Origin of the sequence: Streptomyces sp. cg35, assembly GCF_050410835.1 — a bacterium.
Taxonomy (GTDB): domain Bacteria; phylum Actinomycetota; class Actinomycetes; order Streptomycetales; family Streptomycetaceae; genus Streptomyces.
In genome coordinates, this window is record NZ_CP191268.1 from 8737286 (window position 1) to 8749721 (window position 12436).

Here is a 12436-nt window from a genome sequence, read left to right on the forward strand (position 1 = left end):
GGGCTCCCGCTAGATCTGCGTCTGCTTTGAATCGTTCAATGCAAGAAGGTGAAATTCCGTTGCCTGCACGGCTATTGGCTTAGCGAGAACGAGTCGTTAGCGTCGTGCCATTGATGAAACGTATCAGTCACTTCGAGGGCGCCGTCTGCCCCGATGCCGAACGGGAAGGAGGCGAGACGCGTGGCCATGCTGTCCCGCAGATCGTTGTTCGCGGCCGGAGCCGCCACCGCCACCACCGCAGCCATGGCAACGCCCGGTGCCGAGCAGGCCCGGGCGGCGGAGCGCGCCGCGAACGCGTCGGTCGCGCGTGCCGAACAGGTGGAGGCGGCCAACGCCGCAAGCCTGCCCGCGCCCCTGTCGGCGGCGGCGTTCAAGTCACCGAACTCCCGCTACCGGCCCGCGGTGCGGTGGTGGTGGGCGGCGCCGTTGTCGGTCGAGGAGAGCGTGCGGGAGGTCACCGCGATCGCCGAGGCCGGCTTCGGAGAGGTCGAGATCGCCTACTCGTCGGACTCCTGGGCCAACGAGGATCAGCGCAAGAATCTGGGGGCCGTCCTCGACGCCGCGGCCTCGCTCGACATGCGGGTCAGCATGACGATGGGCGCGAACTGGCCGGTCCAGACACCCAACACGGGCGCCGGGTCCGGCTATGCGCAGCAAGAACTCCAGTACGGCCGGGCGGACGCAGAGCAGGGCCGCTTCTCGGGCGACGTGCCCTGGCCCTTCGACGACCCGGGCAATAAGCGGAAGGCCACCCTGGTCGCCGCCACCGTGGCGCGGGTGGTCGAACGCGGCCCGGCGGCAGAGCTGCTACCGGAGAACGAGCGGCCCCCGTACGGCACCCCCGTCAAGATCCCGTCCAAGTCCACGGTCCTGGAAGCCGGTTCACTGCGCGACGTCACCGACGAAGTCGTCGACGGCAAGCTCACGTGGAAGGCCCCGGAGGCCGGTGACTGGATCGTCTTCGGCTTCTGGCGCCGCGACGGAGAGCGTGGCGTGACCAGCGTCTTCGACGCCGCGGCAGCCCGCAAAGCCACCGAGTACCTGGACGACAACCAGGTCGGCAAGGACAACGTGGAAGCCTTGAAGCGGTGCGGCGGTGACTTCTTCGAGGACTCCCTCGAACTCGACGCGGACTCGCTGTTCTGGGCGCCGGCATTCGCCGAGGAGTTCAAGAAGCTGCGCGGCTACGACCTCGTACCCTTCCTGCCGTTGGCGTTCCAGCACGGCATGAGCCGCTACTGGGTTCCCACCGAGCCGCCTCGCGCCGACTTCGAGTCGTCCGACGGGCAGGCGGCCAAGATCCGGGCGGACTACTACCGGCTGCTGACCGACCTGTACATCGAGAACCACCTCAAGCCCTTCCAGGACTGGGCCCGCGGATACGGGATGACGTACAAGTCGCAGGCGGCCTACGGGCAGGACCTGGAGCCGATCCGCAGCAACCGTGAACTGGCCCGCGCCGGCGGCCGGGTGGAGGGTGAGTCGTACAACTCCGGGGACCGCTTCCCCACGGACATCCGGTTCTACGGATGGCGTTATGCCCTGGACTGGCAGCGTGCCGTGGTCGGGGGCGCCCACCAGGGCGGGGCCGTGCGGGTGTCGACCGAGTTGGGGGCCCAGCCGGAACAGTGCCACCAGGTCGACCCCGGCGACTACAAGGCGATGATCGACAAGGAGTGGGCCGCGGGGATCACCCAGCCCTTCCTGCACGGCTTCCAGTACATGAGCGCCGGGGCGGCCTGGCCTGGCAAGTACCGCTTCGGGGACAGCCTGGACAGCTTCAACGACCGGCACAACCCGCAGTGGCCGGCCCTCGCCCGGACCACCGAGTACTGGGCGCGCGGCGCCATGATCCTGGAGTCCGGCTCGCCCCGCTGCGACGTCGCCGTCTACCGTGACGGATTCCTGACCACCGCGGCCCGCCTGTCCTCGGACGAAGGCACCCAGCCGGCCGCCCTGTTCGACACGCTCGCGCTGGAGCGCAACGGGTACTCCGTGCAGTACATCGACCCGGTCGGTCTCGCGGAGGAGAACGCCGTCGGCAAGGGCGTGCTGTGTCCGTCCGGGCCGCAGTACCGGGCGTTGATCGTCGACGAGCGTGCCGTGCCCGTCGAGGCGGCCCGGGCCATCGAGCGGGCCGTCGAGGCCGGCGTGACCGTCGTCTTCGTCGGTGATCCTCCGCGCCGCGACACCGCCTATCGCGGCGGCCACGACGCGGACGAGCAGGTCGCCGAGTCCATCGCACGAGCGCTCCGCAGCCCCCACGCGGTCCGAGCCGCCACACAGGCCGATGCCCTGCAGGCCCTGCGGGGGCGCAAGGTCCTTCCGCGTGTGTCGTGGAGCGAGGCTCACGTCCTCACGCAGCTCCGCTACGCCCACGGCGTGCGGTACGTGTACCTGTACAACCCGACGAACGACCTGGTGGAGTTCACACCCGCCATCGAGGGCACCGGGGCCGTCTCGGTGATGGACCTGTGGAACGGGAGAGTCGGAGCGGCCGCCCAGTACACGTTCGAGAACGGCCGCACCCTCGTGCCCACCCGGCTGCGTGCCCAGGAGACCCGGGTGCTGGCAGTGGACTCCCGCGGGCCGGTCCCGGTGCACGTCACCGACACCGACACCGTCCACGACGACCTCGTGGTGGCGGACGGCAGAATCGAACTCCGCACCGCCGCGGCCGGCAGTCGCACCTTCACCCTCAGCAATGGACGTCGTACGACAGTGAAGGCGCAGCCCGCGCGGATGGACGCCGCGCGGCAAGGACCGTACGCCTGGGGCCTGTCCGTCGAGGCCGAGACGCCCGACGGCCCGAAGACGATCGACATCCCCACGCTGTCGGGCACCTTCCCGCTGTGGGACTGGCGCGACCGCGAGCAGACCGCGGGCGCCTCCGGCGTGGGCACGTACACGGGCACCCTCACCGTGCCGGACCACTGGATCGGTCGCGGCAGGGGCATCCGCCTGGACCTCGGCACCGTGGAGGGCACGGCCGAGATCCACGTCAACGGCGAACAAGTAGGGACGCAGATCGTCTCCGACGTCCCCTGGGACGTCACCGACCATCTCAAGACCGGCAGCAACGAGATCAAGGTGATCGTGCGGACGACGCTGCGCAACGCCGTCACGCACTACAACAAGACGAGCACCCGCACGTCGTCCTACGGCCTGCGCGGACCGGTCATGGTCACCCCACTGGCCATCACGACCGTCCACTCGCAGGACACGTGACTCCCGCCGCCTGACCCCCTGCACACCCCCCACACGATTGGAACGACCGTGCGATCACGTTCGCTCGCTCTCGCCGCCGCCCTGCTCGCGGTGACGGGCATGACCACCGCACTCGGCAGTCTCCCGGCCGCGGCCGACGACGCCCCCTCCTGCCCGTGGACGTACTCGGACGCGTCACCGCGGGCCCGAGCCCGCCAGGTGCTGGCGCAGATGACGCTCGACGAGAAACTGTCCATGACGCACGGCAGCCAACTCCCCGGCTACGCAGGTGTCGTCGCGCCCATCTCACGCCTGTGCGTCCCTGCCCTGAACCTCCACGACGGCGGCGCCGGCGTCACCATGGGCGGCACCACGGCACTGCCCGCACCGATCGCCGCGGCCGCGACCTTCGACCCGGCCGCGGAGGAACGCTATGGGTCCGTCGTCGGGCAGGAAGCCCATACCAAGGGCATCAGCGTCAATCTCGGCCCCAACGTCAATCTGGCCCGTGATCCACGCGGCGGGCGCATCTTCGAGGGGTCGGGCGAAGACCCGTACCTCACCGGCGAGATGGCGACCGCGTACATCAAGGGGGTGCAGAAGCACGGCGTGATGGCCGACCTGAAGCACATCGCGGTCAACGACGTCGAGCAGAACCGGAACAACGCCGACTCCGTCGTCGACGAACGCACCCTCAACGAGATCTACTACCCGCCGTTCGAGCAGGCCGTCCAGGAAGGCGACGCCGCCTCCATTATGGCCGCGACCAGCCTCGTCAACGGCACCCACGCCAACGAGAACGCCGAACTCCTCCAGCGCACCGCCAAGGACGGCTGGGGATTCGACGGGTTCGTCGTCACCGACTGGGACGGGGCACGCAGCACCGTGCAAGCGGCCAACGCGGGTCTCGACCTGACCATGCCGTCCGCGGGAAACTTCGGACAGGCGCTGACCGACGCGGTCCAGCAGGGCAAGGTCAGCGTCGATGTGATCGACGACAAGGTCCTCCGGCTGCTCACCAAGGAGTTCGAGTACGGCCTCTTCGACACGACCCCCGGCACGCCGGACGCCACCGCCACCACATCCGAGCACGTCCGGGCGGCGCGGGACATCGCGGCCCAGGGTACGGTCCTGATGAAGAACGACCAGGATCACGGTAAAGCGCTGTTGCCGCTGGACGACGACAGGACCGGGTCGATCGCCGTCATCGGAGAGGCGGCGGACAAGACCCCCGTCACCGGAGGCGGCGGCAGCTCGCACGTCACGCCCGACCCGGACTCCGTGGTGAGCGTCGCCGACGGCATCACCCAACGCGTCGGGACAGCGGGGCACGTCGAGGTCTCGGACGGAGTGCACGTCCCCACGGCCACCGACACGCTGCCCGCCGTCACCGCGGACCGGTTCACCTCCGACGGCCACGCGGGCCTGCGCGCCGAGTACTTCGACAACCTCGACCTCAAGGGCGAGCCCGTCCTCACCCGCACCGAGTCCTCCATCGACCGCACCTTCGACGGGGCGCCCGCCCCCGGCGTCGACAAGGACACCTTCTCCGTCCGCTACAGCGGTTCCCTCGACGCACCGGTCACCGGCACCTACGACTTCTCCATGAAGAACACCGGCGGCGTCCGCGTGAAGATCGACGGCAAGCCCGTCGTCGACGACTGGGCACAGTACGCACCCAGCCTGTCGTCGGTGCACCTGAGCGCCGGCAAGCACCGCATCACGGTCGAGAACTACCAGAGCGCCAAGGGACCGGAAGGCCCCGATGCGGGACAGGGGGCAGCACGACCCCGCCCCGCCGTCACCGCGCCGGCTCTCGCTCGGATGGCAGCAGCCCGACACGGAAGCCGTCCAGAAGTCCGTCGAAGCGGCCAAGAAGGCCGACACCGCCGTCGTCGTGGTCAACGACAACGAGGGCGAGGACGCCGACCGGCAGAACCTCACCCTCCCCGGCGCCCAGGACGACCTCGTCGCCGCGGTGGCACGGGCCAACCCGAACACGGTCGTCGTCCTCAACACCGGCGGCCCCGTGCTCATGCCATGGCTGCACTCCGTACGCAGCATCGTCGAATCCTGGTACGGCGGCCAGGAGAACGGAGCGGCGCTCGCCTCCGTACTGTTCGGTGACGTGGACCCGTCGGGACGCCTGCCGCAGACCTGGCCCACGAGCATGTCCCAGCTGCCCACGGCCGACCACGACCAGTACCCCGGCGTCGTCGACCCGGACAAGGACTCCACGACGTACCGCTACAGCGAAAAGCTCGACGTCGGCCACCGCGGCTACGACGCCGACGGCAAGCAGCCCGAGTTCCCCTTCGGCCACGGCCTGAGCTACTCCTCCTTCGCCTACAGCGACCTGCGGATCGCACACGACGGCGACGGACACGGCGGCCTGCGCGTCACGGCGACCGTCAAGAACACCGGCGCCCGCACCGCCTCCGACGTCGCCCAGCTCTACGTCGGATTCCCCGAGGGATCCGGCGAACCGACCCGCCAGCTCAAGGCGTTCGCGAAGGTCGCGCTGCAGCCCGGCCGGTCGCGACGGGTCACCATGACGGTGCCGGCGGACCGGCTGCGCATGTGGGACACGTCGACGCACGGATGGAAGAGCCCGCATGGCGCCTGGCGGGTGGAGGTGGGCAACTCTTCCCGGAACCTGCCGCTGACCGGGAAGGGGTGACCCCGGCTCTCGTACGACGAGGGCCGGGATCCAGGCCCCTCACCCGACCGGCCCGGAATGCGACCGCGACGTCGCGTTCCGGGCCGGCGTGATGACGGCCCGGCAAAGGCCCAACAGATCCGGCGCGTTCTGACAGACTGCGAGGTCCTCCCGCAGCGGTGCCGGCTCATGACGTTGGCATGTTCATACTGCAAGTCCGAACGGCCGTACTGCGGCCGGAGTTGTGCCGGCCCGGCTGGAAAGCACCGGGCCGGATCCCCGACGGGGGCAGTACCACTGCACCGTCGATCGCGGCAGTTTCGAACACATCGCCCGCACCGAAGTCCTCGCCCGGTGTCGGCCGTTGCCGCAGGGTACGGGCGCGAGATCCGCGGACTCCGTGGAGAAGGACGGCGGAGCGGGGCCCTGCTGGGGCGTGCGGGGGTGGTGGGGAACTCGAGGTGGGCGCCGGTGGTGTTGTGCTGGGCGGATTGTTCAGTACTCGGGGTGAGGATGTCCGGGGTATTGCGAAGTACGGGCGGTAGTCATATGCCGTCGGTAACGTTGGGGTACCTGCCTTCGAGTGGATGGGTGGTGGAGATCCGCGTCAGCGGGTTCCAGATCAATGGTCTCCTTGCCGGAGCAGAAAAGCTCTTGTGGTGTAGAAGCTGCAGCGCAGCCCTGTGACCCGTATCCGGTGGTCACAGTGGACGCGGCCGGCGTCGTGCTGTCACATAACGAGCAGGCCCGCGTTCTACTGGCACGAGTCGGTGTCGGTGTCGCCTTCGGAGAGATCGCCCCCGCATGGCTGGTCGAGGCACACCTGCAGCGTGTCAGCGGCGCGCGGGAGCAACTGCCGACCTGGGCGGGCGGCTGGATCGGCCGGCACCGCGTGAAGGCGCTCGCCGGACCGGGCGCGGACGGTGCGGTGACCTGGTGGCTGATCCGTGAAAGCCTTTCGGCGGGCGCCGCACAGGAGCTCGCGCGTGAGCGGGCCAGAGCCGCACTGCTGCAGGAACTCTCCTCAGAACTGCTCGCCTCGCTGAACGTCGAACGCTGCATGGCGGTGACCGTGCAGCGAGCGGCGCGCCATCTGGCGAGTGCGGCGGTCATCGTCGCCATGGGCGACGGACACAGCTTCCCTGTGACGCGGTGCACCACCGGCGGGCCGGTGGTGCAGGAGCGTATCGCCGTGGACCCGGGGCAACTGCCGGGTCTGGCAGAGGCGTTGCTGGGGTTTCCCGCGGTGTCCTCCAGCTGGATCGATCCCCACCAGGTGCCGCCCTGGGCGATGCCCGACAGCTTCGTGGGCGACCCCTCCGACATCGGCTCGGTCATCGTGGTGCCGTTGCCGGGACACGGCGAGCCGGTCGGATGCCTCATCCTGCTGAGTCGGCGCCAGGAAGCGGCGTTCACCCCCGCCGAGGAATCCTTCGCCCAGCACTTCGCTGCACGCGCAGGCGCCGCCCTCTCCGTCGCCCGCAGCCACTCCCGCCAGGCGCGCATCACGGAACTCCTGATGCGCGACCTGCTGCCGCCCGCCCTCGGCCGGGTCCACGGCATCTCCTTCTCCGGCCGCTACCGCGCCTCGGTGGCCGGTGAACGCGTCGGCGGCGACTTCTACGACCTGTACCCCGCCGACACACCGGAAGCCGAGACCCTCGCGGTACTGGGGGACGTCTGCGGCAAAGGACTGGAAGCCGGGGTCATAGCCGGCCGGATCCGCAACGCACTCCAGGCCCTGGTGCCACTCGCCGCCGACCACACCCGCTTGCTCACCCTCCTCAACAGCGCTCTGCTCGCCTGGCATCAGACACCCTTCGTGACACTGGCCCTGGTGTCCGCGGTACGCCAGGGCGCACGCGTACGGCTGCGCATCTCGACGGCGGGCCATCCCGCCCCGCTCATCGTGCGCACCACCGGCCGTGTCGAAGAGACCCCGACCAGCGGCACACTGATCGGCGCGTTCGCCGACCTCGAGTTCAAGACCGCCGAAGTCGCCCTGCAACCGGGCGAGTCCTGCCTGCTGTACTCCGACGGGATCACCGAAGCCCGCGGCGGGCCGCTGGGCGACGTGATGTTCAGCGAGGACAGGCTGCGCACCGTGCTGTCCCACTGCGCCGGGATGCCGGCCGAGGCAGTCACCGAACACGTACAGATGACCATGACCCAGTGGGTGGGCGAGGGTCGACGCGACGACATGGCCGTCCTCGCGATCAGCGCTCCCCGCGATCTCGACAACCGTCCGACGACGGAGCACGAGCGAACCCTGGGAAGGTGAACGGCGTGACCGCTGCCAACGACACCGACTCCCTCACCGAGCCGCGTGACCAACTGTGGGAGGCACTCGGCGACGGGGACGAGACCCGCGCCGTCGCCATCGTGCGACGCGCGCTCGCCACAGCGGATCCCCGGCAGCCGAACGCCGTGGACCGTCCGCCCGCTGAACAGCTGTCCGCCGTCGGCGAGCGGATCCTGCTCGAACTGATCGCACCCGCCCAGGAACGGGTCGGCATGGCCTGGGCGGCCAACGACCTCACGGTGGCACAGGAACACGTTGCCACCGCGATCAGCGAGCGGTGCATCGCAGCCATTGTCGATGCCACCGCGCCCGCCCTCACCGGCAGCTTCGTGGGAAGGGTTCTCGTGGCGTGTGTCGACGGCGAGTGGCACGCGCTGCCCGCACGCCTGGTCAGCGAGGTACTGCGGCTGCGGGGCTGGCGTGTCGACTATCTCGGCGCGCAGGTCCCCACCGAGCACTTGGTCGTCCACGCGGACCGCACCCGGGCACAGGCGGTGCTGCTGTCCTCGTCCATCCCGACACATCTGCCCGACGCGCACAACGCGATCATCTCGTGCCAGGGCGCCGGTATCCGGGTACTTGCCGGAGGAGCCGCATTCGGTCCGCAGGGCCGCCATGCCCGGCTGATGCAGGCCGAGTGGGCCAGGGACGCACCCGGAGCGGCCACCCTCCTCGCCCGGAACCCGACGCGACCGGGTGCGCGCACGGCCCGCCTGCCCGATGTGGACCTGCCGCACCTCGCCGACCAGGAATACACCATGGTCCGGCGGTCCAAACGGCAGTTGGTCAAGCAGACCCTCGCCGACGTCGCGACCGGATTTCCCGACATGGGCCGGTACAACGAGTACCAGCTGGAGCGCACCGTCGAGGACATCGAGTACATCGTCAGCTACCTCGCCACCGCCCTCTACGTCGACGACCCCGACCTGTTCGCGCGTTTCATCACGTGGGCCGCGGACATCCTGGCCGCCCGCGACGTCCCGCCGCGGTGCCTGCTCCCTGCCCTGAACTCGCTGCTGAGCCAGCTCAAGGATTTCCCCCGGGTGGTCGGCATTCTCACCGCGGCCCGCAACCGCCTCGTCTACCCACCGCCCGCCCAGCCGACGGCGTCACCGGGATGACGTTCACCAGGGAAGCGGGGGCGGAATCTGCCGGGTACGGAGTGGCAGGGGTGGCAGGAGTCGAACCTGCGGCATCCGGTTTTGGAGACCGGCGCTCTGGCCTCTGAGCTACACCCCTTCGACGGGCGTCAGCTTGGCATGTTCACCAGCTCTTCGGCCACGGAATATCGCCCGTGGACGTGCGCCGACGTCGGCGTGACCGGCGGGACGGTGTAGCCGCGATGGTTCCGCGGTTCCGCGTCGGCGCGGGCGGTCCGGCCTGCCGTGTCGTTCACCGGACTGCCCCTGGTCCGAAGTCCTCCTCGAAGTAGCTGTCGTGTCGCACGCGGAATTCCTTGAGTTCCTCGCTGCCGCGCCGTGACATCTCGGCGACTCTTTCGAAGTACTCCTCGCGCGGGGCGCCGGGGGAGAAGAGCATGAGCATCGACAGGGGCTCGTCCGTCACGTTCTTGAAGGCGTGCAGACCGCCGACCGGAACGTACAGGAAGTCACCGGCGCGGCCCGTCACCCACTTCTCGCCGTTGAAGAGCTCCAGTTCGCCGGAGAGGACGTAGAAGGACTCCGACATCGCCTTGTGGAAGTGGGTCCGGGCGCCGGCGGACCGCGCTGCCAGATCCACCTTGTACAGCCCGAACTCCCCGCCGGTCGACTCGTGCGTGGCGAGGTAATGGGTGGCGCCGCCGTCGGGCGAGGTGAGGTCCGCCGGGGTGTCGGCGGGACGGAAGGACGCGTTCACGACGCCCCTGTCTCCGTGGTAGCGGGGCGCGGGGTACTGCAGGTGCTCCGGGTACGACATCGTGCGCTCCTTGTCGTTGAGGTCTGCCTGCATCGTGTCCTTCGCCCACGGGGCCCGGCATCGGGCGCGAGCATGATCAGGGACAGTCCTCCGGCCGGGGCTCGGGACCTAGGACCGGCGGTGCCGAACGAACGCGCAGGAGAGAGAGCGGCAGGGCCCGGTCACGGCTCCGTCGTCGCGTCAAGTCGCCCATGCACGGGCCCTATTGACGCGCGTAGCCCGTGCCGGGCAGTGTCGGGGTTCCTTGCTTCTTTCCGCATCCTTCCCCTTGGGAGGCACTGTGCTCAGACGGCACCTTCGCACCCTTCTCGCGCTTGTCATGCTCGCCTCAGCTTCGATGCTCGGCGTCGTGGCCACCACAGGCGCCGCCCACGCCGACGACTGCTACACCTGGAACCGGACCCTCAGCCAGGGCGCCAGCGGCGAGGACGTCCGGCAACTGCAGATCCGGGTGGCCGGATACCCCGGCTACGGCGGAGTCATCGCGGTGGACGGACAGTTCGGACCGGCCACCAAGGCCGCGGTCAGCCGTTTCCAGCAGGCGTACGGCCTGTCGGCGGACGGCGTCGCGGGTGCGCAGACGTTCAGCAAGCTCTACGCCCTTCAGGACGGTGACTGCACCCCGGTGCACTTCACCTATGCCGAGATGAACCGCTGCAACTCCGACTGGTCCGGCGGCGCCGTGTCCGCGGCCGCCGCGAAGGCGAACGCGCTGCAGCAGATGTGGAAGCTGGAGGCTCTGCGGCACGCCCTCGGCGACCGCCCGCTGACCACCAGCAGCGGCTTCCGCTCCTACGCCTGCAACAACGCGGTCGGCGGCGCGGCGACCAGTAACCATCTCTCCGGCCGCGGCATCGACCTCGTCGGCGCACCGTCGTACTGCGAGATCGTCAAGCAGGCCCGCAATCACGGCTTCAACGAGATCCTCGGGCCCGGCTACCCCGGTCACAGCACGCACGCCCACCTCGGCAGCCAGAGCTCGCGCTTCTGGTCGGCGTCCTCCTGCGGTATCTGACCGAAGGCCTGTCGGGCGCGTGCCCCGGTTCAGGATTCCCGCAGGCGCCGGGGATCCTGAACCGGGGCGCGGCCGGCCGGTTTCCGGCTGGATCAGACGAAGACGCAGAACTCGTTCCCTTCCGGGTCGGCCATCACATGCCACGCGATCCCTTCGTCACGTACTCGGACCACGGTCGCGCCCATGGACACGAGCCGGTCGGGGTCCCCGTACACGTCGAGGTGCATGCGGTTCTTGGTCGTCTTCTTCTCCGGTACCGGATTGATCCAGATGAGCGGCCCGCTCCCCGTCGGGTCCACGATCGGGACCGGCCAGTCGACCGGACGCGTGCTCCCGTCAGTCGTCGCACTGCGCACGTATCCGATCGCCGCGCACCACCAGTCGGCCAGTGCCTGGTGATCGACGGCATCGAGCGCCAAGTCCTTGAAGCGGGCGGGGGCTCCCTCGTTGTCTGCCATGCGCACCATGCAAGCACTGATCGCTCTCGGCAGTCCGGCCTCGGCCACGCCTTCTGGGGCTCAGCGCACCGGGAAGCCGAAGGAGTAACCCTGCTCCTTGAGCTGAGGGAGGAGCTGGTCCAGGGCTTCGACGGTCTGGCCACGGTCTCCGCCGGCGTCGTGGAAGAGGAGTGTCGGTCCGTTGGGCAGTTCGCGCTCGACGGTGGCGACGATGGCGTCCGTCCCCGGACGCTCGAAGTCCTTGGTGTCCACGTTCCAGCCGAGAGGGCGCATGCCCCGGGAGGCTGCGAGCTTGCGGCTGTAGGGAGTGAAGGCCCCACCGGGTGCCCGGTAGTACAGGGGGCGTACGCCCCCGGACGCCTTGGTGATCATGCGTTCCGCGTCGAGGATCTGCTGCGACTGGTATGTGGTGGCGGCTTTGTCCATGGCGGTGTTGTGCGACACCGAGTGGTCGCACAGCCGGTGTCCGGCCGCGACCACCTTCTTCACGAGGTCCGGGTGGGCCTCGGCCTGCGTCCCGACCATGCAGAACGTGGCCTTCACCCCGTACTTCTTCAGCACGTCGAGCACTTGGGGGGTCCACACCGGGTCGGGGCCGTCGTCGATGGTGATGTTGACGCCGTGCTTCCCGGCCTGTGAGGCATGGGCGATGGTCGTCGCCACCGGCTTGGCGTGCGGCGCGGCCGGGGCGTTCGCCTCGGGCGAGTCCACGGGGCCGGCCTGCGCGGTCCACATCGAGGCACCCGTGGTCAGCAGCGTCACCCCGAGCGCGGCCCCGACCACTTTGCCGTACCAGCCCCGCCCACCGCTGTGCAGTGCCATGTCCGCCCCTTTGCGCGCAGTTCCTTGCCGATCCCCGGTCACCTTGCGACCACCAG

General features: G+C 69.5%; 8 protein-coding genes, 1 tRNA gene and 1 pseudogene. 6 read left to right on the top strand and 4 right to left on the bottom strand.

Annotated features, from left to right (window positions below):
* Positions 1-186: 186 nt before the first annotated feature.
* From ACQUQD_RS40265 to ACQUQD_RS40285, 5 genes and pseudogenes are all read left to right on the top strand, one after another.
* Positions 187-3228: a glycosyl hydrolase gene (locus ACQUQD_RS40265; protein WP_428957774.1), complete on the top strand. Its 3042-nt coding sequence runs from the start codon at positions 187-189 to the stop codon at positions 3226-3228.
* Between the two features lie 234 nt (positions 3229-3462).
* Positions 3463-4923, top strand: a pseudogene (locus ACQUQD_RS40270) (glycoside hydrolase family 3 N-terminal domain-containing protein); the annotation flags it as partial.
* Between the two features lie 49 nt (positions 4924-4972).
* The gene (locus ACQUQD_RS40275) at positions 4973-5887 is read left to right on the top strand and encodes a glycoside hydrolase family 3 C-terminal domain-containing protein (protein ID WP_428957197.1); all 915 of its coding nucleotides are present in this window, start codon (positions 4973-4975) and stop codon (positions 5885-5887) included.
* A gap of 604 nt (positions 5888-6491) precedes the next feature.
* Positions 6492-8147: a PP2C family protein-serine/threonine phosphatase gene (locus tag ACQUQD_RS40280; protein WP_428957198.1), complete on the top strand. Its 1656-nt coding sequence runs from the start codon at positions 6492-6494 to the stop codon at positions 8145-8147.
* Positions 8148-8152: 5 nt separating this feature from the next.
* Entirely contained in the window at positions 8153-9289 is a 1137-nt protein-coding gene (locus ACQUQD_RS40285; RefSeq protein ID WP_428957199.1) for a cobalamin B12-binding domain-containing protein, read from the top strand.
* A 42-nt stretch (positions 9290-9331) separates the two neighbouring features.
* Here ACQUQD_RS40285 and ACQUQD_RS40290 read toward each other — a convergent pair.
* Both ACQUQD_RS40290 and ACQUQD_RS40295 read right to left on the bottom strand, forming a co-directional pair.
* A tRNA-Trp gene (locus ACQUQD_RS40290) sits at positions 9332-9407 on the bottom strand.
* Positions 9408-9560: 153 nt separating this feature from the next.
* Complete coding sequence (locus tag ACQUQD_RS40295; RefSeq protein WP_428957775.1) at positions 9561-10085, bottom strand: cupin domain-containing protein; 525 nt, start codon at positions 10083-10085, stop codon at positions 9561-9563.
* Positions 10086-10365: 280 nt separating this feature from the next.
* Between ACQUQD_RS40295 and ACQUQD_RS40300 the strand changes: the two genes are divergently transcribed.
* A complete protein-coding gene (locus ACQUQD_RS40300) occupies positions 10366-11100 on the top strand; it encodes a D-Ala-D-Ala carboxypeptidase family metallohydrolase (RefSeq protein WP_428957200.1) in 735 nt (244 codons plus the stop codon).
* 92 nt (positions 11101-11192) lie between these two features.
* Here ACQUQD_RS40300 and ACQUQD_RS40305 read toward each other — a convergent pair whose 3' ends face one another.
* Both ACQUQD_RS40305 and ACQUQD_RS40310 read right to left on the bottom strand, forming a co-directional pair.
* Positions 11193-11558 (bottom strand): VOC family protein, encoded by a 366-nt coding sequence (locus tag ACQUQD_RS40305; RefSeq protein WP_428957201.1) that lies wholly within the window; start codon positions 11556-11558, stop codon positions 11193-11195.
* Between the two features lie 60 nt (positions 11559-11618).
* Entirely contained in the window at positions 11619-12380 is a 762-nt protein-coding gene (locus ACQUQD_RS40310; protein ID WP_428957202.1) for a polysaccharide deacetylase family protein, read from the bottom strand.
* Positions 12381-12436: the final 56 nt, after the last annotated feature.